The organism is Burkholderia sp. L-4 (assembly GCF_056856535.1).
Genome location: NZ_JBXEOX010000002.1, coordinates 1,952,002 through 1,974,422, shown reverse-complemented (window position 1 = coordinate 1,974,422; position 22,421 = coordinate 1,952,002). Strand labels below are relative to the sequence as shown.

17 protein-coding genes are annotated in these 22,421 nt (G+C 66.1%); 10 read left to right on the top strand and 7 right to left on the bottom strand.

The window, feature by feature from the left end:
- The first annotated feature begins 213 nt into the window (after window positions 1-213).
- Window positions 214-1,530 carry a TolC family protein gene (locus AC1VVG_RS25685; protein WP_376698773.1) on the top strand — a complete coding sequence of 439 codons (1,317 nt, stop codon included), beginning with the start codon at window positions 214-216 and terminating at the stop codon, window positions 1,528-1,530.
- 213 nt (window positions 1,531-1,743) lie between these two features.
- Here the strand turns inward: AC1VVG_RS25685 and AC1VVG_RS25680 are convergent, their stop codons facing one another.
- Entirely contained in the window at window positions 1,744-2,193 is a 450-nt protein-coding gene (locus tag AC1VVG_RS25680; RefSeq protein ID WP_034191574.1) for a winged helix-turn-helix transcriptional regulator, read from the bottom strand.
- 257 nt (window positions 2,194-2,450) lie between these two features.
- Here AC1VVG_RS25680 and AC1VVG_RS25675 point away from each other — a divergent pair, with 257 nt between their 5' ends.
- Complete coding sequence (locus AC1VVG_RS25675) at window positions 2,451-3,374, top strand: alpha/beta fold hydrolase (protein ID WP_059556438.1); 924 nt, start codon at window positions 2,451-2,453, stop codon at window positions 3,372-3,374.
- A 478-nt stretch (window positions 3,375-3,852) separates the two neighbouring features.
- Window positions 3,853-6,276 (top strand): glycosyl hydrolase family 28-related protein, encoded by a 2,424-nt coding sequence (locus tag AC1VVG_RS25670; RefSeq protein ID WP_482836621.1) that lies wholly within the window; start codon window positions 3,853-3,855, stop codon window positions 6,274-6,276.
- 257 nt (window positions 6,277-6,533) lie between these two features.
- Here AC1VVG_RS25670 and ggt read toward each other — a convergent pair whose 3' ends face one another.
- Window positions 6,534-8,255, bottom strand: coding sequence for a gamma-glutamyltransferase (gene ggt, locus AC1VVG_RS25665; RefSeq protein WP_034191577.1), 1,722 nt, complete (start codon window positions 8,253-8,255; stop codon window positions 6,534-6,536).
- A 409-nt stretch (window positions 8,256-8,664) separates the two neighbouring features.
- Between ggt and AC1VVG_RS25660 the strand changes: the two genes are divergently transcribed.
- The 3 genes from AC1VVG_RS25660 (at window position 8,665) to AC1VVG_RS25650 (ending at window position 15,262) form a co-directional block, all read left to right on the top strand.
- Window positions 8,665-9,189, top strand: coding sequence for a metal-dependent hydrolase (locus AC1VVG_RS25660; RefSeq protein ID WP_034191578.1), 525 nt, complete (start codon window positions 8,665-8,667; stop codon window positions 9,187-9,189).
- Between the two features lie 190 nt (window positions 9,190-9,379).
- Entirely contained in the window at window positions 9,380-13,846 is a 4,467-nt protein-coding gene (locus AC1VVG_RS25655) for a DEAD/DEAH box helicase (protein WP_482836618.1), read from the top strand.
- 141 nt (window positions 13,847-13,987) lie between these two features.
- The gene (locus tag AC1VVG_RS25650; RefSeq protein WP_034191580.1) at window positions 13,988-15,262 is read left to right on the top strand and encodes an APC family permease; all 1,275 of its coding nucleotides are present in this window, start codon (window positions 13,988-13,990) and stop codon (window positions 15,260-15,262) included.
- A 92-nt stretch (window positions 15,263-15,354) separates the two neighbouring features.
- On the opposite strand, the gene AC1VVG_RS25645 is transcribed toward AC1VVG_RS25650, so the two are convergent.
- From AC1VVG_RS25645 to AC1VVG_RS25630, 4 genes are all read right to left on the bottom strand, one after another.
- Window positions 15,355-15,651, bottom strand: a complete 297-nt coding sequence (locus AC1VVG_RS25645) for an XRE family transcriptional regulator (protein WP_034191581.1) — start codon at window positions 15,649-15,651, stop codon at window positions 15,355-15,357.
- A gap of 72 nt (window positions 15,652-15,723) precedes the next feature.
- Complete coding sequence (locus AC1VVG_RS25640; RefSeq protein WP_049033345.1) at window positions 15,724-16,083, bottom strand: type II toxin-antitoxin system RelE/ParE family toxin; 360 nt, start codon at window positions 16,081-16,083, stop codon at window positions 15,724-15,726.
- Window positions 16,084-16,210: 127 nt separating this feature from the next.
- A complete protein-coding gene (gene pcaQ, locus AC1VVG_RS25635) occupies window positions 16,211-17,197 on the bottom strand; it encodes a pca operon transcription factor PcaQ (protein ID WP_034191582.1) in 987 nt (328 codons plus the stop codon).
- 77 nt (window positions 17,198-17,274) lie between these two features.
- Window positions 17,275-18,012: a helix-turn-helix domain-containing protein gene (locus tag AC1VVG_RS25630; protein WP_034191583.1), complete on the bottom strand. Its 738-nt coding sequence runs from the start codon at window positions 18,010-18,012 to the stop codon at window positions 17,275-17,277.
- A gap of 120 nt (window positions 18,013-18,132) precedes the next feature.
- On the opposite strand from AC1VVG_RS25630, the gene AC1VVG_RS25625 reads away from it, so the two are divergent.
- From AC1VVG_RS25625 to pcaG, 3 genes are all read left to right on the top strand, one after another.
- A complete protein-coding gene (locus tag AC1VVG_RS25625; protein ID WP_034191584.1) occupies window positions 18,133-18,708 on the top strand; it encodes a YiiX/YebB-like N1pC/P60 family cysteine hydrolase in 576 nt (191 codons plus the stop codon).
- 277 nt (window positions 18,709-18,985) lie between these two features.
- Entirely contained in the window at window positions 18,986-19,693 is a 708-nt protein-coding gene (pcaH, locus tag AC1VVG_RS25620) for a protocatechuate 3,4-dioxygenase subunit beta (RefSeq protein WP_006489685.1), read from the top strand.
- A 3-nt stretch (window positions 19,694-19,696) separates the two neighbouring features.
- Window positions 19,697-20,290 (top strand): protocatechuate 3,4-dioxygenase subunit alpha, encoded by a 594-nt coding sequence (gene pcaG, locus AC1VVG_RS25615; protein ID WP_034191585.1) that lies wholly within the window; start codon window positions 19,697-19,699, stop codon window positions 20,288-20,290.
- A 429-nt stretch (window positions 20,291-20,719) separates the two neighbouring features.
- On the opposite strand, the gene AC1VVG_RS25610 is transcribed toward pcaG, so the two are convergent.
- Entirely contained in the window at window positions 20,720-21,499 is a 780-nt protein-coding gene (locus AC1VVG_RS25610; RefSeq protein ID WP_034191586.1) for an AraC family transcriptional regulator, read from the bottom strand.
- Between the two features lie 142 nt (window positions 21,500-21,641).
- Between AC1VVG_RS25610 and AC1VVG_RS25605 the strand changes: the two genes are divergently transcribed.
- Window positions 21,642-22,421: an alpha/beta fold hydrolase gene (locus AC1VVG_RS25605; RefSeq protein WP_069705292.1), complete on the top strand. Its 780-nt coding sequence runs from the start codon at window positions 21,642-21,644 to the stop codon at window positions 22,419-22,421.

Genomic DNA, 22,421 nt, shown 5'->3' with positions numbered 1-22,421 from the left:
GCAATTTCCGATGTATGACGGCTAAGCGACATTCATGTTTTTTTGAATTTCAATTTCAAAACGTTTAAATCCCGCCGCAATGCGTTGCGGCACGGGCAGGAGACGGAGACGGCCATGTTTGAAACGAGGCGCGCGAATGGCGGATCGGCAACGCGGAATGCGGGTATTTCCTTATCAAGATTTCCAACTAGGTGGAATCCCCGACTTGCAACCATGACACTGATCGCTGTAACGGTTATCGGTACGACCACGAACGCGCACGCGTTCTGCCTCGACACCGCCTACCAGTACGCATCCGTGCACGATCCGCGCTATCTGCAGGCGCGCAGCGAATACGACGCGGCCCGCCAGAAATTCCCCGAAGCGCGCGCGCAGATGCTGCCGCAAGCCGCCGCGCAACTCGAATGGGGGCGCTACGGTACGCATGCGAACCTGTTCGGCATCGACGTCAGCGGCTCGAGCAATGCCGCATACGGTTCCGCCCAGATCACGCAGGCCCTGTTCAACGTGCCCTACCTGTACGACATGCGGCGCGCGACCGAGTACGAGGAATCGGCGAAGCAGAAACTCGAGGTCGCGAAGCAGGACCTGATCCTGCGCGTCGCGAACGCGTGCTTCGACCTGCTGAGCGCGCGCGAGAAACTGCAGTCGGCCGACGACGAGGTCAGCGCGCTGGCACGGCTCGAAAGCGACACGCGGCGCATGGCGCAACTCGGGATGAAGACGATCGGCGACACCGCCGAAATCGAGGCGCGCCGCAGCCTCGCCCAATCCGACGAAGCGCTCGCGCAGACCGACGTCGACGCGCGGCGCGCACGCTACGAGACACTGCTCGGCTCGACGATCGACTTCACGCGCTGGCCCCGGCTCGCGATGCGTGGGTCATCGCCGCGCATTCCGTCCGGCGACTACGCGCCGCAGGACAACCCCGCGTACCGTCAGGCGTATCGCGACGTACAGGTCGCGCGGCTCGCCGCCAAGCGCGTCGGCGCCGAGCACTTGCCGACCGTCGACCTGTTCGCGTCGTATTCGCGCGGGCTCAACCCGAACCTGCGCGGGCTCACCGATCGGTCCGACTTCCATCAGAGCGCGTTCGGCGTGCAGGTGACGATTCCGATCTTCTCCGGCGGCAGCGTGTACTACCGGCAGGTGGAAGCCGAGCACGTGACCGAGCAATACCGCAACCGGCTGCGCGAGGTCGAGGAGCAACTGGGCACCGATCATCGCGAGGCGCTGTCCGCGCTCGAATCGGTCGGCAAGCGCATCCGCGCGCTGCAGCAGTCGCTGCAGGCCGCGCGGCTCGCGTACGATTCGTCGATGAAAGCGCATCAGGTCGGTTACAGCACGACGTACGAAACGCTGAACCTGCGGCGGGACATCTCGGGTATCCGGCAGAAGCTGTTCGACAGTTACCTCGATGCGCTGAAGCTGCAACTGAAGCTGAAAAGCGTGCTCGGCACGCTCGACGAGCAGTCGCTGATCGCGGTGGACAGCTTTCTCGAAAGCAACGCGGCGAACGACCGGAGCTGACGGCGGTTCGATGCATGCGCGATCTGCCGCGGTTCGAAACCCGCTGGTGTCGCGTGTGCCTCGCCGGCGGGTCCGCTGCGAATGCCGCGGCGGCCCCCGACTGGAAAAACCGGCGCGGCGCGGCCGCTACCGCAGAGCGACGAAGCGCTTCGCCGAGGCCTGCGAGAAGCCGCTTCAAGCGGCCAGCATGCAGCCGGAAGGCGATCCCGCATGTCAGCCGGGCGGCGGCAGCACGACCGTGTCTTCCGGCCCGAGCACGCGCCCGTCCTGCGAACGAAGCTCCAGCTTCCTGACCGGCAGTCCGGTTTTCCGGTCGACGAGCAGCACGTGCGCCTCGTCCGGTTCGAAGCAGAAATCCTCACCCCACTGCCGCAATGCGACCAGCAGCGGAAACAGCCCGCGCCCCTTCTCGGTCAGCACGTACTCGTGATGCGCGCCGCCGTCGGCGGCCGGCACGATGTCCATGATCCCCTGCGCGACCAGGTTGCGCAGACGGGCGGCCAGGATGTTCTTCGCGAGGCCGAGGTTTTTCTGGAATTCGCCGAAACGGCTCAGCCCGTCGAACGCGTCACGCACGATCAGCAGCGACCACCCGTCGCCGATCGCATCGAGCGGGCGGGCAACGCCGCAAAGGGAATCTTCGTGCGTGGTTCGTCGGTTCATCGGTGCGTGCGGTTACGCCGTTCCCTGTGGGCAGGCTGAGCGGCAGTCGTTTTCCATTGAAATGAATGGTTGCAATATAAAACCCATCTACCCAAAGATCAATGGGGCGAACCCGAACGCTTCGCCACGCATCAACGACGACACCCGGCGGCAGTTGACCGGATCGCGCTTCTGGTTGCAACTGGAAACCTCATGTCCTACGCTTCCATTCGGTTTCACATTGAAACCAAACTACTCGACTACCGAAGGAGCGTTCGATGATCCGGTCCGATGCCACGTTCGACGGCACCTTTCCCTTCGCCCCGCATTTCGACGATGCATCCGGCTTCCGGATGCACTACGTGGACGAAGGACCGCGCGACGGCGAAACCGTCCTGTGCCTGCATGGCGAACCTACGTGGGGTTACCTGTTCCGCCATCTGGTGACAACGCTGCGTCCGACGTACCGCGTCGTCGTGCCCGATCACATGGGATTCGGCAAAAGCGCGACGCCGCGGGACCGCAGCTACTGGCTGCAGGACCACATCGACAACCTCGAGCGCTTCGTGCTCGCGCGCGGCCTCGAGCGCATCACGCTCGTGATGCACGATTTCGGCGGCCCGGTCGGCATGGGGCTCGCCGCACGTCATCCGGACCGGATCCGGCGCATCGTGTCGGCGAACGGACCAACGCCGTTCGGCCAGCCCGATCTCGTCGAGCGCCTGAATGCGAATGCTCGCGAGGCGCCGTGGTTCCAGTGGATCATGCGCGCGGCGGCCGACGATACGCTCGAAACGGTGCTCGGTCAGCTCGGCTTCAACATCCTGAGCACGCTGAAGCTGAACGGGTTCGAGAACCACGCGGTCATCACCGACACGTGGATCGCCGCGTACGGAGCGCCGTTCGCGCAACCGGCCGACTGTCTCGGCGCGATCGGCTGGGCCCGCGGCTTTGCCGCCGGCGCGCACCGGTTCGAGGAGCCCGATGCGGCGGCACTGCGCGCGATACGCGGCAAACCCGCGCTCGCGCTCTGGGGAGATGCCGACCGGACGCTCGGCGCGGAACACTTCCTGCCGCTTTTCACCGCGTTGTTTCCGTCCGCGCCCGTCGAGCGGCTGGCGGGCGTCGGGCACTACTGCTTCGAGGATGCGCCCGACGCCATCGCCAAGCGGATCGCCGGCTTCATCCGGGCCACCGCTTGAACGCCGGTCATCGCCGGAGCAAGCTTCGCAACGCGTTTCCTTCCGGCGACCATTCACCGGATTGGATTCCGGTGCGGACACCAATCGCGCCGGGCAATTTTCGGTGCCTGTCGACGACGTACCATTACAGCGGACATCCATTGTCATGCTGGCGTACGTTTAAGGCGACCAGTAGTCGCCGCAAATATAATCGTCCGCTCCGCCCGGAAATATAATCTGTTGTCTTCCGCACCGTTCTCAAAGAAATCACGCCCACCTCGGACTCAAGACGTATCATGAATACTGCTCGCATCCTTTCATTTAATCAAATGAACGGAGTATCGATCTTGAAATCTCGAAAATGAATCGGTGAACTCCATTGCAAGGGTCAATTTTTCCCGTACCGCTCAAACGGTGAATTCAATCGGAATGGCCGCCGATCATTAAAAAATCTCATTTTAATTCCCGTTGATTAATTGCGATAACAAGGAGTATTCCAATGACAACAGAAATCCCGGCAACCTATATCGTAGGCACGGCAACCGGACTGATTCCGCGCACGCTTTTACAGGAGTTGGTCGACCTTCCGACGAGTGTAAGACGCTTCGGCGTCATGGGCGACGGCGTGACTGACGATACAGCAGCGCTCCAAGTAGCATTCAATGCCGGGACGCCTCTTTATTTCCCTCCCGGCGTCTATCTATACAGCAATACACTGACTGCAACCGCATCGATTATCGGGGCCGGCTGGAATTCAGTTCTCCAGTGCACTACATCGGAAGGCCAAAATGCATCAATATACTGGAAAAACATCAGCAATTTAAAAATCCAGAATTTGCGGTTTTTCTCGAAAAACGCGACCGGATACTATGCCAACGAAAACGCCGGGCCAATCAATTTGGAAGCGTGCAGCCAGTTCGAGATATCCGGATGCCAGATCAACAATGCCGCGAGTCAGGCTATCATGATGCGTGCCTGTGTGAACGGGAAAGTATTCGGAAATACGGTGCTCAATGTCTGGCACGACGGCTTCCATGTTACCGGAGCAAGTTCGGACATTACGATCGTAAACAACGAAGTGATCAATGGTGGCGATGACGCGTTTGCTATTGTCGGATATCAAAGCGATCGTGCCCGCCCCCGCCGCATCATCATTGCAAACAATCGTGTCGATCAGACCAAATATGCACGCGGCATTGCCATTGTTGGCGCTCAAGACCTAACGGTCTCCGGAAACCATATTTATAACTCCCAGTGCGCGGGAATTTATATTGCCTCGGAATCCGGCTATCAAACGTACGGCAACGACAATATAAAAGTAACCGACAACATCCTGGATACGTGCGGCATATCATCCGATATCGTCGCCCGCCCCAACCTTCCGAACGCCCCAAATTCTTACGGGGCGTTGCATTTAACCACAGCCAATGGATCCAACAACTCCAACATTTCAATCATCAACAACACGATCAAGAATTCGGCGGGATACCCGATCTTTTTAGGGGCATCCGGCGGCACCCATATTCAGGTCAACATTTCACAGAACGCGATAGTCAATGGCTGGGATCCGAACAACAAGAACGGATTCACGTTGACGACGATCAGTGCGACCTCGGCATCGACGACGCTGAACTTCGCCAATACCCCGGGTGTCGCGGTCGGCATGACGGCGTGGTATTTCAATGGATCGACGAGCATAGCGATAGGCACGGTCGTATCGGCAGGTGTATCGACAGTCACGCTGAGCCAGAATGCAACTGTACCGAGTGGCGGAATCGTGGTCTTTTCCGGTGTCGGACTGTTCGGTGCGACGATCGTGACAACCGCTTCCACTGCGAGTGCCGCTACGTCGTTGACATTCGCCTCGACAACCGGCGTCACCTATAACGACAACTACGGTTTCGGGTCGCCCGGCAACGAAACGACAGGCGTGTCGATCGGACAAAGCGTCAGCGGGACCAACATCGCGGCCGGCACCTTCGTGACTGGTGTGACGGCGACCTCGGTGACGCTCAGCAAGGCGACGACCGGCACCGTCGCGAGCGGTGCATCCATCGTCTTTACGCCGATGGTTTGCACGACATCTCAAACGATCACGACCTCGGCCGCAGCGGCGGCAGGGACCAATACGCTGACGTTTACACCGTATCCGTCGGCACGCGGCTGTGCGGTGGGACAAGGCGTATCCGGAACGAATATCCCGGTCGGCACTTACGTGGCGTCGGTCTCCGGTAACGGAAATGGCCCGACCGTCACGCTGTCCAACAATTTCACCGGCAGCGGAATTGCAAACGGCGCATCCATTACATTCACCGGAACAGGTTCATTGAGCACATCCGCCGGAATCTTCCTGTCTGCCACTAGCGAGTGTATCGTTTCGAATAATCAACTATCCGGTATCGCGAAGGACGGTATTTATTTCGATGGTTCGTGCTCGCATTCTACGGACATTAATAGCAACATTGGAGAAAACATCGGTTGCTGCAACGCATTTGGCTGTCTTATCACGATCGCAACACTCTCGGCAGGGGCATCCCTCAAATTGAGAGGAAATTATCTGGCTCAACCGGTCAATTATCCCCGAGCAGTCGGCAACTTTATTTATGCTGCTTCGTGGAACAACATATCGTGGAATGAAGACAATTTCGCCCAAAACGGGTTTGCCGCTCCCTATGTGCAGATGGATCTCGTTTTTCCGACAGTCGGCGCTTCGCCGTGGACGTTCACGAACAACAACCTGAGCGCGGTCAGCATGTCGATCGCCGGAGGCACCGTCTTGTCAATCAATGTCTCCCGAAACGGGCAAGCCGCCTATGCGAGCGGCTTGACGAACGGAATGATCGATCTCAAGTCGGGCGACGCAATGACGGTGGCCTATACCGTCGCCCCCACTGTCACGATGATTCCGAGACTGGGGCAATAGCACGTACGCGACTGCGGGATTGACGCGGGGGTACAGACCGGATACGACACACCGCGCTCCCACCTTGGGTCTGGATCGACGCAAGTTCCGTTCCGGCAGAAACAGCAGCAGTGCGACGGCAACGCAAAATCGCCCGACCCCACTCGGCGTAGTCTGCTCGGTGGGGATCGGGCTCACCGTCTTATCCGCGCCGGACTCTTGCCCGACGTCAAGCGCCGTTCGCGCGACCGCCGCGGCGATCACGCAACAGGCTCCCGTCAGCGAATAACCCGTGTCACACCGCGCCCGCGCGGATCGGCCATCGCTTCCGGCGTCTTGCCGTCGATCTTGATGACCTGGATGTCGCCGCTGAAATCCTGCCCCTTCAGCGTGTAGCCGCGCGCCTCGATCTGCTTCGCGAGCTCGCCTTCGATCGGGTGGTACGGCTCCCAGAAGATCGTGTTCGGCGGCAGCAGCTGGTGATGGAAGCGCATCGCGCCGACCGCTTCCTTCAACGGCATCTTGAAGTCGTAGATGTTGTTGATCACCTGGAAGATCGACGTGAAGATGCGAGAGCCGCCCGGCGTGCCGATCACGAGCGACACCTTGCCGTCCTTCGTCATGATCGTCGGCGACATCGACGACAGCGGGCGCTTCTTCGGTTCGATCGCGTTCGCGTCGCTGCCGACCACGCCGAACATGTTCGCGACACCCGGCTTCGCGGAGAAGTCGTCCATCTCGTCGTTCAGCACGATGCCCGTGCCGTCGGCGATCACGCCCGAGCCGAAGTATCCGTTGATCGTGTACGTGTTCGACACCGCGTTGCCCCACTTGTCGACGACCGAGAAGTGCGTCGTTTCGGCCTTCTCCGGCATCGTCGTGCCGAGGCCCGGCTGCACGCTCTTCGTGTCCGACGGCTCCTTCGGGTTGACCTCGGCCGCCCGCTTCGCGATGTAGGCGTCGTCGGTCAGCTGCGCGATCGGCACCTTGTAGAAGTCGGGATCGCCGAGATACTGCGCACGGTCCGCGAACACGCGTTTCTCGATTTCCGCGACGAGGTGGATGTACTGCGGCGAATTGAGCTTCACGCCCTCGAAGTCCTGCTTGAGGTCGGCCTTCATCTTCAGCAACTGCACAAGGCCGATGCCGCCCGAGCTCGGCGGCGGCGCGGTGATCACGTCGTAGCCGTTCCACTTCGCCTGCACCGGCTGGCGCCACACCGCACGATACTGCGCGAGATCCTCGGTGGTGATCAGCCCGTTGCCGTCGCCGGTCTTCATCGACGCGGCGATCAGTTCGGCCGTCTTGCCCTTGTAGAAACCTTCCGCGCCGTCGTTCGCGATGCGCGTGAGCACGTCGGCGAGGTCGGGTTGCTTGAAGTTCGCGCCGGCCTTCAGCCCGGAGAAGTATTTGTCGAAGTTGGTCTTGCCGCCGAATTCCTTCGATGCATCGACGCCGCGCTGCGCGAGTTGCTCGTCGACGACGAAACCGTCGCGCGCATAGTGGATCGCCGGCGCGAGCACCTGCTTCCACTTCAGCTTGCCGAAGCGCTTCTGCGCTTCCCACATGCCGGCGACCGTGCCCGGCACGCCGACCGCGCGCGGACCGTACAGGCTCATGCCCTTGACGACGTTGCCGTCCTTGTCGAGGTACATGTCCTTCGTCGCGGCGAGCGGCGCGCGCTCGCGGTAGTCGATGAAGTACGGCTTGCCGTCCTTGTAGATCGTCATGAAGCCGCCGCCGCCGATGTTGCCGGCTTCCGGATACGTGACGGCGAGCGTGAAGGCGATCGCAACCGCCGCATCGATTGCGTTGCCGCCTTCCTTGAAGATCCGCTCCGCGGCATCCGCGCTGTACTTGTCGGCCACCGCGACGGCCGAACTCGTCAGGACCGCCGGCTGCGGCCCTTTCGCATAGGCGGGCGCGTTCGGCATAAACCCGATGCCGGCCATCGTCGCAAGCACGGCAGCGGATGATTTGAAGCGATTCAGCGTAGTCATTGCATGTCCCCCATGTGGATCTCCTTCAGGCAGGAAAGGCACCTGATCCGTCGATGACCGCCGGCGCGCCGGCGGCGATCGGCCGGCTTCGTAGTATAGGGGGACAATAAGGGTCGAACACGCGGCACACAACGACGGCATGCCGATCGTGTGTGCGCGGTCACATTGCGGCGCCGCGACGGCCAAACGAATCGGTCGAAACGGCATGCGTTGCGCGCCCGATGCACGCCGTCACGCAGCGCGCAAAACCGAAAGTTGCGAACCTCGTCGCCTGCCACGCAGCACACGCAAAAAAATCTGCAAACGCCCCTCCCGCAGCGCGGGTCGATCTGAGAAGATAGCGCCCCGCTTTCGCACGACATCGCTGTTTCGTTCACGTGCCGCTTCACGTTTGCTTGTCTCGCTCCCTATGGCATCACACAACGCACATCATGCGTCCGGCTTCGCGGCCGGCGTCGCCGCCGCCGTCCTCGTCGCGCAAACCGGCGCCACCGGCCCCTGGCACACCGGCATGCTCGCCGCGTTCGTCGCGGGCGTCGCCGGCGGCACCGCACCCGACTGGCTCGAAGTCGCCTGGTGGACCCGCAAGCGCCGCCTGTGGATCACGCATCGCACCGTCACGCACTGGGGCATCGGCTGGGTCGCGCTGCTTGCGCTCGGATGGCACGGGCTGACTCATCATCCGCATCCGCTGTGGGCCGCACCGCTGTTCGGCTTCGCCTGCGGCGGCGTGATGCACCTGCTCGCCGACTGGCCGAACCCGCTCGGCGTGCCGTGGATCTGGCGGCGTCACTCGCTCAACCTGTGGAACAGCGGGCATTGCGACCTGATCGTCGTGGCCGCCGCCTGGGGCGGCACGCTGTGGCTCGCGCAATCGCTGTGGTCGCGCGCGCCGCTGCTCGAACACTGGCTCGGCTGGCTGCATCGCGTTTAGTTGCAATCCGTCGCCATTCGACGCGAAGAATGGCACGCAACTTTCGGTTCGTTGAAAGCGCGCCGCGAGCCCCCATCTGAAGATGAATCGTCGATAGGCCTGCCCGGCACGCACCCGCGACGTCTGGCACACTGACGATTCGATTCATGCGCGGTTCGCCCGCGCACTCGCACCCCATTTCAACGCTCCGATGGACGTCACCGCTACCCGCCCTGCCGCCCGTGCGCTCGACGTGTTCCACCCGGCCGTGGCCGCGTGGTTCCGCCGCACGTTTGCCGCGCCGACCGGCGCGCAGGCGCTCGCGTGGCCCCACATCAAGGCCGGCCGGTCGACGCTCGTCGCCGCGCCGACCGGCTCCGGCAAGACGCTCACCGCGTTCCTGTGCGCGCTCGACGATCTGGTGCGCGATGCGCTGGCGCACGACGGCACGCTGCCCGATGCAACGCTGGTCGTCTACGTGTCGCCGCTGAAGGCGCTGTCGAACGACATCCACGTGAACCTCGACGCGCCGCTCGACGGCATCGCCGAATCGCTCGCGCAACTCGGCCTGCCGGTGCCGGCGATCCGGACCGCGGTGCGTACCGGCGACACCACGCAGGCCGAGCGTGCCGCACTGCGCAAGCGCGCGCCGCACATCCTCGTCACCACGCCCGAATCGCTGTACGTGCTGCTGTCGTCCACCTCCGGGCGGCAAATGCTGTCGAACGTGCGCTCGGTGATCGTCGACGAGATCCATGCGCTCGCGTCGTCCAAGCGCGGCAGCCATCTCGCGCTGTCGCTCGAACGCCTCGATGCGCTGGCCGGCCGCGCGCTGCCGCGCATCGGGCTGTCGGCGACGCAAAAGCCGATCGACGCGGTCGCGCGCTTCCTGGTCGGCGGCCCGGCCGATGCGCCGCGCGACTGTACGATCGTCGACACCGGCCACACGCGCGAGCGCGACCTCGCGCTCGAACTGCCGAACGTGCCGCTCGAACCGGTGATGGCCACCGACGTGTGGGAACAGGTGTACGACCGCATCGCCGGGCTCGCCGCCGCGCATCGCACGACGCTCGTGTTCGTCAACACGCGGCGCACCGCCGAGCGCATGGCGCGCCATCTCGCCGACCGGCTCGGCAAGGATGCGATCGCCGCGCATCACGGCAGCCTGGCCAAGGAACACCGCTTCGATGCCGAGCAACGCCTGAAGCGCGGCGAACTGAAGCTGCTCGTCGCGACCGCGTCGCTCGAACTCGGCATCGACATCGGCGACGTCGATCTCGTCTGCCAGGTCGGCTCGCCGCGCGGCATCGCGCCGTTCCTGCAGCGCGTCGGCCGTTCGGGGCACCACGTCGGCGGCGTGCCGAAGGGGCGCCTCTTCCCGCTGTCGCGCGACGAGCTCGTCGAATGCGCGGCACTGCTCGACTGCGTGCAACGCGGCGAACTCGACGCGTTGCGGATTCCCGAAGCGCCGCTCGACGTGCTCGCGCAGCAGATCGTGGCCGAAGTCGCGTGTGCGGAGTGGCAGGAAGACGCGCTGTACGCGAGCTTCACGCGTGCCGCGCCGTACGCAAGGCTGACACGCGAGCGCTTCGACGAAGTGATGAAGATGCTCGCCGAAGGCTTCACGAGCCGTCGCGGCGTGCGCGGCGCGTACCTGCATCGCGACGTGGTCGGCGGCACCGTGCGCGGGCGCCGCAATGCGATGATGACCGCGACCACGTCGGGCGGCACGATCCCCGACATGGCCGACTACGCGGTCCTGCTCGAACCGCAGGGCATCCAGGTCGGCACCGTCAACGAGGATTTCGCGATCGAGAGCCTGGCCGGCGACGTGTTCCAGCTCGGCAACCAGTCGTACCGGATCATTCGCGTGGAAACGGGCCGCGTGCGCGTCGAGGACGCCCAAGGCCAGTCGCCGAACATTCCGTTCTGGCTCGGCGAGGCGCCGGGGCGCAGCGACGAACTGTCGGCGGCGGTCGGCCGGCTGCGCGCGCGGCTCGACGGGCTGTTCGCCGACGGCGACCGGCTGGCCGGCGAAGGCGCCCGCGCCGGTGGGCGCAAGCGTGCGGCCGGCCAGGCCGCGAGCGACGCAAAACCCGATGCGACAGCCGAAGCGGGCACCGCGCTCTCCTCCGCCGAAAGCCGCCTCGCGCCCGCCTTGCGCTGGCTCGTCGACGCGCTCGGCCTGTCGCCGGACGCCGCGCGCCAGATCGTCGACTACCTCGCCCGTGCCCGCGCCGCGCTCGGTGCGCTGCCCACGCAGGACACGCTCGTGATGGAGCGTTTCTTCGACGAATCGGGCGGCACGCAGCTCGTGATCCACTCGCCCTTCGGCAGCCGCATCAATCGCGCCTGGGGGCTCGCGCTGCGCAAGCGCTTCTGCCGCAGCTTCAACTTCGAGCTGCAGGCCGCCGCGACCGACGACGCGATCATCCTGTCGCTGTCGCTCGCGCACAGCTTCGCGCTCGACGACGTGTGGCGCTACCTGCGTTCGGCCAGCGCCGAGCACGTGCTGGTCCAGGCGCTGCTCGACGCGCCGATGTTCGGCGTGCGCTGGCGCTGGAATGCGACGACCGCGCTTGCGCTCCCCCGCTTCACCGGCGGCCGGCGCACCGCGCCGCAACTGCAGCGGATGAAGAGCGAGGACTTGCTCGCGACCGTGTTCCCCGATCAGGTCGCGTGCCTCGAGAACATCGTCGGCGAACGCGAGATTCCGCACCACCCGCTCGTCGACCAGACACTCGACGACTGCCTGCACGATGCAATGGACACCGACGGCTGGCTCGCGCTGCTGCGCCGGATCGAAAGCGGCGCGATCGAGCTCGTCGCGCGCGACCTGCCCGCACCGTCGCCGCTCGCGGCCGAAATCCTGAACGCGAAGCCCTACGCGTTCCTCGACGACGCGCCGCTCGAGGAGCGCCGCACGCAGGCCGTGCAGTCGCGCCGCTGGAGCGACCCCGAATCGGCCGACGATCTCGGCGCGCTCGACGCCGACGCGATCGACGCGGTGCGCGACGAAGCCTGGCCGCTCGTGCGCGACGCCGATGAAATGCACGATGCGCTGCTCACGCTCGCGTGCATCACCGACGGCGAAGCGCACGCACACGCAGGCTGGCCCGACCTGCTCGCGGCGCTCGCCGACCGCCGCCGCGCGACGAAGCTCGTTACGCCGGGCGGCGCCGTGCTGTGGGTACCGGTCGAGCGGCTCGTGTGCGTGCGCGCGCTGCATCCCGATGCGCGCCCGACGCCGGCGCTCAAGGTACCGGCCGCCTGCGCACAGCCATGGGACGCGGATGCGGCCCTCGTCGACGTGATCCGTGCACGGCTCACGGGCTTCGGGCCGCTCGCGCTCGACGCGATCGCCGCACCGCTCGGCCTGCCGGCTTCGGCGATCGCGACGGCACTCGCTGCGCTGGAGCGCGAAGGCTACGTGATGCGCGGCCGCTTCACGCCCGGCGCGACGACCGACGAATGGTGCGAACGTCATCTGCTTGCGCGCATTCATCGCTATACGGTAAAGCGGCTGCGCCGCGAGATCGAACCGGTCGAACGCGCCGATTTCATGCGCTTCCTGTTCCACTGGCAGCACCTGACACCCGACACGCGCGGCACGGGCCGCGACGCACTCGCGGCCGTGGTCGAACAGCTCGAAGGCTACGAGGCCGCGGCGAGCGCGTGGGAAGACGCGCTGCTGCCCGCGCGGCTGACCGACTACATGGCCGGCGGCCTCGACGAGCTGTGCCGCTCGGGCAAGCTGGTCTGGACACGCATCGGCGCACCCGCACGGGCGGCCGGCACGCCCGTGAAAACGACGCCGATCGTGCTGCTGCCGCGCCGCCATCTTTCCGCCTGGCAAGCGCTGCGCGATCCCGATGCGCAACCGGCGCTGTCGGCACGCGCCACGCAGGTACGCGAGGCACTCGCCGCGCACGGCGCGATGTTCTTCGATGCCTTGCTCGACGACCTGCACATGCTGCCCGTCGAGCTCGAGCAGGCGCTCGGCGAACTCGTGTCGGCCGGCCTCGTGAACGCGGACAGCTACGCCGGCCTGCGCGCGTTGCTGAAACCGGCCGTGAAGCGCGGCGCGACCTATGCACCGCGCACGCGACGCGGCGGCGCGCTGATCGGCGGGATGGACGACGCGGGCCGCTGGGCACTCGTGCAGCATCACGCGCCGCCGGTCGACGGCCCCACGCCGAAACGCGGGCCGGCCACGACCGATCCCGACGCACTCGAACACATCGTCTGGACGCTGCTGCGCCGTTACGGCGTCGTGTTCTGGCGGCTGCTCGAACGCGAGGCCGACTGGCTGCCGAGCTGGCGCGAACTCGTGCGCGTGCTGCAACGGCTCGAAGCGCGCGGCGAGATTCGCGGCGGACGTTTCGTGGCCGGACTCGCCGGCGAGCAGTTCGCGCTGCCCGAGGCCATCCCGATCCTGCGCGAACTCAGGCGGCAACCGGGCGACGGGCAATACGTGTGCGTGACGGGCGCCGACCCGCTGAACCTCGCCGGCACGCTGCTGCCCGGCGACAAGGTGCCGGCGCTGGCCGGCAATCGCGTGCTGTTCCGCGACGGCGTGCCCATCGCGTCGCTCGTGTCGGGCACGTTCCACTATGCGCCCGACCTGTCGCCCGCCGCGCGCGAGGACGCGCGCCTGCGGCTCGCGCGCCACTGCTGACATCGGCTGACACGCACGTCACACGGACTACTGATCGCCACGCCGCATTGCCGCGATCGTTCCGGTAGCATCGAGCGACTGACCGCGCGGGCTTTGCGCGCGATCACCCGCACACAACAAGCCTTCCGGAGACTGCCGCTCATGTCGTCGCATGCCGATTCGCCCGCCGCTCGTCACGCGGGCTCATTGACCATTTTCCAGGGCGCCGCGCTGTATATCGGCGCCGTGCTCGGCACGGGCGTGATCGCGCTGCCCGCGCTTGCCGCGGAGGTCGCGGGCCCGGCCTCGCTGCTTGCATGGGCCGCACTCGTCGTGCTGTCGGGGCCGCTTGCGGCCACCTTCGCCGCGCTCGGCGCACGTTATCCCGATTCCGGCGGTGTCTCGACCTACGCACGGCGCGCATTCGGCCCGAAAGCAGCGGCCATCGTCGGCTGGTGCTTCTATTTCGCGGTGCCGGCCGGCGCACCGGCCGCCGCGATGTTCGGCGGCGCCTACGTCGCGGCCGTCACGGGCGGCGGGCACACGACGATCATCGTCACGGCCGCGGCGCTGATCGCGACCGTGTCGGCCGCGAACGCCTTCGGCGTCACCGTATCGGGCCGCATGCAACTCGTGCTGTCGGCGCTGCTCGTCACGCTGCTGCTCGCCGCGGTGCTGGCGTCCGCGCCGCATGCGCGCTCCGCGAACCTGCAGCCGTTCGCCCCGCACGGCTGGCTCGCGGTCGGCCAGGCCGCCGCGCTGCTGGTGTGGAGCTTCGCCGGCTGGGAAGCGATCACGCATCTCGCGGCCGAATTCCGCCGGCCCGCGCACGACATGCCGCGCTCGGCCGGTATCGCGGTCGTGGTCGTCGGGTTCCTGTACCTGTCGGTCGCCGCCGCGAGCGTGATGGTGCTCGGGCCGTCGGCCGGCGCATCAGGGGCACCGCTCGCCGAGCTGATCGCGGGCGGTATCGGCGGCCATGCGCAGGTGCTGGCGGCGGCCGCCGCGCTGCTGCTCACGCTCGGCACGATGAACGCGTATTTCGCGGGCGCGGCCAAGCTCGGCGCGGCGCTCGGACGCGACGGCGCATTGCCCGCTTGGCTCGCGCAGGGCAGCCAGGTCGGCGGCGTGCCGCGCCGCAGCCTCGGCGTGATCGCCTTGCTTGCAGCCGTCGCGCTGGCCGCGACGACGCTCTCGGACGTCGGCCCCAAGCCGCTCGTGCTCGTCACGTCCGGATGTTTCGTGATGGTGTACGGGCTTGGCGCCGCGGCCGCGTTGAAGTTGTTGCCGCGCGGCGGGATCGCGTACCGCTGCGCGTGGGTTTCGCTGGTCGCGGTCGCCGGGTTGTTCCTCACGACCGGATGGTATTTCCTGTGTCCGCTGCTGCTCGCGGGCGCTGCGCTGCTTTATCTGCAGGTGACCGCGTCACGCAAATGACCCGGGGCAAGCGGGCCGACGCGTGCCCGCTTGTGGCCAGCCGCCTGTGAAGGGCGCCGTCCCGAACGCCGGGCGCGACGACTTCACGCCGGTCAGGCCGGCACCAGCGCGAAACTGAGCCGCTTGCCGAGTGCGGCGGCCGCGCTCGCGAGCGTCGCCAGCGTGAGGCTCGTGTCGGATTCGTCGAGCAGCCGGTTGAGCGCGGCGCGACTGGTTTTCATCCGCGCCGCCATCGCGGTTTTCGTGATGTGCTGCGCCTTCATTTCCTCGCCGATCTGCCACGCGATCACGCGCTTGATCGCGGTCGCGGTGGCCGCCTCGAGATTGCCTTCCGCCTCGAGGAAGGCGTCGAAATCGCTGCCGATATACGGGTTGTTCGTGGTCGTCATGTCGTACTCCAGTGCAGGGCGTTGCCGGCTGCCCGACCGTCGGGGCGAGGCATTCCGGCGCAACCGGGGAATTCAGGTGGCGTGCGCCAGCGCTTTCAGGCGCGCGACGGTGACGGCGAGATCGTCCGGCGGCGTGGCCCGCGACTGCTTGAAGAAGCCGTGCAACAGGACCATCGTGCCGCCGGAGACCGTGAACAGCACGCGGACACTCCGCCCCGGCAGCATCACCCGGATCTCCCACAGATCCTTCGCCATCTTCCGGACCAGCGGCATGCCGAGCGGCCAGCCGAGCTGCACGGTCTTGATCTCCTCGCCGATCGCCCTTCGCTCCGCTTGCCCGAGCGCGTTGAGCCATTCGCGCACCGGCTCGTTGCCACGGGCCGTGCGGAAGAACCGCACGCCGAGCGTGACCTGGATCTGCTGTCTCGCCATCGTCTTGTCACCGATCGTACCAAAAACGGTACGATATGCCAAGCACCATGTGGATCGCTACTGGCCGAATGGCCGATCCGGCCGCGGGAAAACGGATCGCATCGCACGGCCCGTGCAGCCCGACGGATCAATCGCCGTTGCGGGCTGGCTTGCGCGCGGGACGTGGCGCGCGGTGCGCGCCCGCCTCGCCGAACCGCGACCGCGCGATGTCGCGCACCGCGTCGATCAGCGTTCGCGCAACCGGCGACGGCTGCGCATCGGTACGCAGCACGAGCCCGACCGGCTCGTCGGTGCCCGCGGACGGCAGCGGCAGGCGCGCCAGCGCACCGGCCGACAGGTCGTATTCGGCTGCATAGAGCGGCACGAACCAGACTGCGTCGTTCTCGAGCGCCAGCGCGCGGGCGACGGATACCGACAGCACCTCGATGAACGAATCCAGCGGCGGTGCGCCGCATGCGCCGAGCAGTTGCTCGGCCGACTGCCGGATCAGCGTGCCGAACGGCGGCAGCACGACCGGATAGCGTGCGAGTTCGGCAGCGGGCGCCGCGCTCGCGAGCAGCGGATGCCCGGCCCGCACCACCGCGACGAGCGGCTCGTTGTACAACTGCTCGAACGCGAGCCCGATCATCCGCTCCGGCTCCGACAGGCGCCCGATCGCGCACTCGATCGCGCCGGATTTCAGGCGCTCGAGCAGATCGGCGTTCGCGGCCGTCGCGATCCGCACGACGACGCGCGGCCAGCGTGCGGCCAGCGCCTTCATCAGCGCGGGCGCGAGCGAGGCCGCGACGGTCGGCAGCATGCCGATTTCGAGCGTCGCCGCGGCGGCCCCGCCCTCGCGCGCGAGCAGCCCGACGCCTTGCCGCAATGCCAGCACGCAGGCGTTCGCGTGCGGCATGAACAACCGCGCTTCGCGGGTCGGCTGTGCACCCTGCCGGCCGCGTTCGAACAGCTTCACGCCGAGGATCGCCTCCAGTTCGGCGATCGTCTTCGACACGGCCGGCTGCGTGATCGACAGGCTTTCGGCGGCCTTCTGCACGCCGCCCAACTGCGCGACCGCGAGAAAACACTGCAGGTGCCGGAACTTGACGCGGCCGTCGGCGATACGATTATTCATAACGGGCGGTTATGCAGATGACGATGAAATGCCATTTTGCATAACTTTCCGGATAGCCCCAAGCACTCGGCGCGATATCACGTGCCGCGTCGCAGCGCGTGGAACCCCGCCGGCTCCCAGATCCGCTTCGCGATCAGCAGGCCCGTGCCATGCTTCTGCCCGAGCGGCGCGGACGACGATTCCGCATGCAGCGCGGCCGCCTTGTTGCGCAGCCGGCGCAACTCCAGTTCGAGCTCCGCGGCGGCGGCCTCGGTCAGCATCCCTTGCGAGAACGTCATCGTCTCGCCGGCGCCGTCGAAGCGGCTGTCGAGAAAATCGCCGAGCGCATGCGCATGGAAGTACCGGCGGATCGGCCCGCCCGGCAGCCAGTCGAAGTCGCGCGCGACGCGCACGCGAATCCGGTCGCCCGGCAGCAGCGCGACGACGTTCATCCGGTCGAGCATCAGCAGGTATTTCACGCACTCGGCCTTCGTCACCTGATAGGCCGACACGATGTCCTGCACGGTCCAGTAGTTGATCGCGCAGACGGCCACGAGCAGCAGTTTCTCGTCCGACACGAGCAGCGCCTCCTGCTGTTCGGTCAGCACGTGCAGCCGCGGCGCCGATACCGACGCCTCCTGCACGAGCTCGGCCAGCGTATAGCCGAGCAGTTGCGCGATCTCCGCCAGACGCTCCAGCGTGAACCGGCCGCTGGCGAACAGCCGTTTCACGCTCGTCTCGGAGACGTCGAGCGCCCGCGCGACGTCGCGGTAGGTCATGCCCTGCGCCTTCAACTGGCGCTTCAGCGTGTCGATGAGTTGGGCGGTTTCGGTCATTTTGGTATCGGAAAATGATGCTTCAGGTCGAATATTAGGCTACTCGCACAGGAAAATTAACACTTATCGTTACTTGTCTGCATAATCCGCTCCGTCCTGTCACTCGACGACGAAGCCGAAATGACCACCCGAACCGAAACCGCCGCGTACCCACCGCATGACACAGCCCCGCGCGAGGCACGCGACACCGATCGCACGTTGCCGCTTGCGACCGTCCGCACGCTGGCCGCCGGCGCGCATGTCGGCGATCTCGTATTCATCCGCGTGCCGGCAAGGGCGCCGAGCGACGCGGCAGGCACGACGGCCTCGGCGGGTGCGTGGACCAACCGCTTCGGCATCGTCGTCGATACGTCGGGCGACGAACCGGTGATCGCCGAATCCGCTGCATTGGCGTGGACGAAGCTCACGCCGCTGTCGCGCTTCGTCGCCCATACCGAAGGCGGGCGCATCGCGCTGGCGCGCCGTATCGCGGCACCGTCGGCCGACGCTCAGCGCCAGACGCACGCGATGGCCGAACAGCGCATCGACGCACTGCTCGGCCATCGCTTCAACCCGCGGGTGCGGCGCGGATTCTGCGCGCAATACGTATTCGACGTGCTGGGTGCCGAGCGGACCGCGACGCCGGCCGCGCTGTTGCGCAGCGACGCGCTGTCGCTCGAATTCGACGGGATCGTGTTCGATCCCGCCCGCCGCTGACAACGGGCGCGCTCAGGGAGACCGCATAACGACAAGAACAAACGACAAAAAATAGCGACGGGCTGGCTGGAGGGCCGTGCACGGGGTCGTCATCGACGACGCGAAGCCCGATCGCTTTCATCCGCCGGACAGGCATCCTGTCCGGCGGATTTTTCACGGGCGTGTCGAACATAACGAATGGTTATGCGTTCGACGAAAAAAGGTCATTTTGCATAACTTTCCGGATTGGCTAAAGTCATGCCATCCACTTTGCGAAAAACCTAACAGGAGACGCCCGATGGATTCCCCCACGATCCTCACGCCGCGCGACTGGCCGTCGCATCCGGCCTATGTCCACCCCGAGTACCGTTCGTCCGTGAAGCGCGGCCCGACCCGCCCGCTGATCCCGCTGAAAGAGAAGCTGCGCGACCAGTACGCGCCCGTCTACGGCGCCGAGGATCTCGGCGCGCTCGACCACGACCTGACGAAGAACGCCGTGAAGAACGGCGAGCCGCTCGGTGAGCGCATGGTCGTCACGGGCCGCGTGCTCGATGAAGGCGGCAAGCCCGTGCGCAACACGCTCGTCGAGGTGTGGCAGGCGAACGCGGCCGGCCGCTACGTGCACAAGGTCGACCAGCACGACGCGCCGCTCGACCCGAACTTCCTCGGCGCCGGCCGCTGCCTGACCGACGACGAAGGCCGCTACCGCTTCCTGACGATCAAGCCCGGCGCGTATCCGTGGGGCAACCATCCGAACGCGTGGCGCCCGAATCACATCCACTTCTCGCTGTTCGGCGATTACTTCGGCTCGCGTCTCGTCACGCAGATGTACTTCCCCGGCGATCCGCTGCTCGCGTACGACCCGATCTTCCAGGGCACGCCCGAGGCCGCGCGCGATCGCCTGATCTCGCGCTTCTCGATGGACATCACCGAAGAAGGCTATGCGCTCGGCTACGAATTCGACATCGTGCTGCGCGGCCGCGACGCCACCCCGATGGAGCGCTGAACCATGACGACGCTGAAGCAAACCCCTTCGCAGACGGTCGGCCCGTACTTCGCGTACGGCCTGTGCCCGCAGCAATACGACTATGACCTGAAGAGCCTGTTCACGCCGACGATCGCCGCGGCGCACGCCGAAGGCGAGCACGTGCTGCTGGTCGGCCAGGTGTTCGACGGCGACGGCAACGTCGTCGGCGACGCGGTGCTCGAATTCACGCAGGTGGACAGCGCGGGCCGCTACCCGGCCTCGCGCGCCGACATCGCGGCCTCCGGCTTCACGGGTTTCGCGCGGGTCGGCACGGGCACCGACGCGCAACAACGCTTCGTCGTCGAGACGGTGAAGCCGGGCCGCATCGCCGCCGACGAGGCACCGCACATCAACGTGACCGTGATGATGCGCGGGATCCTCACCCATGCGTTCACGCGCGTGTACTTCGACGACGAAGCCGCGGCGAACGCCACCGACCCCGTGCTGAACGCGGTGCCGGCCGAGCGCCGCGCGACGCTCGTCGCGAAACGCGACGCGCAACCGGGCCGCCCGGTCGTCTACCGCTTCGACATCCGCATGCAGGGGCCTGACGAAACGGTGTTCTTCGACGTTTGACGCTTGCGCCGGCACAGGCCGGCGTCGCACGCAACCGCCCGCCGCGTGGCGCGATACCGACAGGCATCGCATCACGCGGCGTTTTTCATGCGCCGTCGCCATCATTCGATGATGCGTCGCATCGTGGCGCGTGGCGGCCGCGAATGCCTGTTGGCCGTGGCGTCTTGCCCCGACTTCAAACGCGTGATCGAAACGCATGCTGCGACCGCACATGGATCGTCGAACCAACGGGATATCGTTTGCGCGTTATGCGGCGTATCCTTCGTTATCTGCAACGTGCAACAAGGATTAAATCTGAAGAGGCAACAATTACACAGGTAATGCGCGAAACGGCCCAACGGGTTGTTCGCGCATTTTTTTCTGACCGAGTGCCTTTAAACGCGTCCGACCGAATTTGGCGGGCGCGTATTTTTTTGCGGTTGCGGCCGGCTAGCGCCGAATCTCCAGATACCGGCTCGGCGTATCGCCGAGGATGCGGCGGAACGCCGACGTGAACGCGCTTGCGCTCGCATACCCGAGATCGAGCGCGACGCGCGTCACCGGCTGCCCGTCGGTCAGGCGGGCAATCGCCGCGAGCATGCACACCTGCTGGCGCCACGCGGCAAAACTCACGCCCGTCTGCGCGCGGAACTGCCGCGTGAACGTCCGCCGGCTCACGCCCGCGTCGGCCGCGACCTGGTCGAGATCGGCCGCGATCGACGGCGACGCGAACAGGTGCCGGCACACTTTCGCGAGCCTTGCATCGGACGGCAGCGGCGCATGCAGCGACAGGCGCGGCATCGTCGCGATTTCCGCGACCAGCAGGTCCATCAGCTTGCCGGCACGCCCGTCGACGTCGTACAGGGCCGGCAGGTCGATCGCGTCGTCGATCAGTTGCCGCAGCAGCGGCGACACGCCATAGACGCCGCACTGCCCGGGCAAACCGGCCGCCTGCGCGGCATCGGCGGACACGAACGTGTTGAGCATCGTGACCGGCCCGGTCATCGTCATTTCGTGCCGCACGCCGGCCGGCACCCAGCACGCGCGCTGCGGCGGTACCAGCCAGCGCCCGTGCGGCGTCGACACGCTGATCGTGCCGCGCGACGCGAACGCGAATTGCCCGCGCCCATGCGCGTGCTCCGGAAACGTCGTGCCGGCCGCATAGTCGTTGGCGGTCACGACCACGCTCCGCGGAAGGTGTTCGTAGGGATCTAGCAGCGTATTTCTCACGGCCCGAATTCCATCATCAATGACCCGATATCGAAGGCGGGTCGCCTTCGATCGATCTACGATCCGCTCCACCGTTGCGCGACCTCTCGGCCGCAAGACCCGTCGGCCTGATCGGCCGGATTGCAACCTCATCGGAGCGGACATGCCGAATACGTTTCATCGCGTGGGGGACGGCCCCCACCCTGTTCTCGTGCTGCACGGCTGGTTCGGCGACGCCCGCGCATTCGACCCCGTCGAAGCGTGGCTGTCGCGCGAGCATTTCAGTTATGTCTTCATGGACTACCGAGGCTACGGCCGCATGCGCGACGCACGCGGCGACTATACGATCGACGAAATCGCCGCCGACACGCTCGCGCTCGCCGACGCGCTCGGCTTCCCGACCTTCAGCCTCGTCGGCCATTCGATGGGCGGCATGGCGATCGAGAAGATCGCCGCCATCGCGCCCGACCGGGTGCGCGCGCTGGTGCCGATCGCGCCCGTGCCGTGCGGCGGCCTGCCGTTCGACACCGCACGACGCGCGTTATTCGAGCGCGCCGCCGACCACGTCGCCGATCGCCGAACCATCATCGACCGCAGCACCGGCGGCCGCCTGCCCGCCGCCTGGGTCGAGTGGAAAGCCGCGTATTCGGCAGCCTGTTCGTCGGCGCAGGCTTTCGGCGCGTACTTCCGCGCGTGGGCCGATACGGATTTCAGCAGCGAGATCGCCGGTACGCATCCGGTCAAAGTGCTGATCGGCGAACACGATCCGGCGTTCGACGCGGCGCTGATGGCCCGCACCTACCTGCGGCGCTATCCGCTCGCGACCGTCGACGTGCTGCGCAACGCGGGCCACTATCCGATGAACGAGACGCCGCTCGCGCTGGTCGCGGCGATGGAAGCGTTCCTGCTCGCCGCGACGGCCCGCCCCGCCGTCGTCGACTGA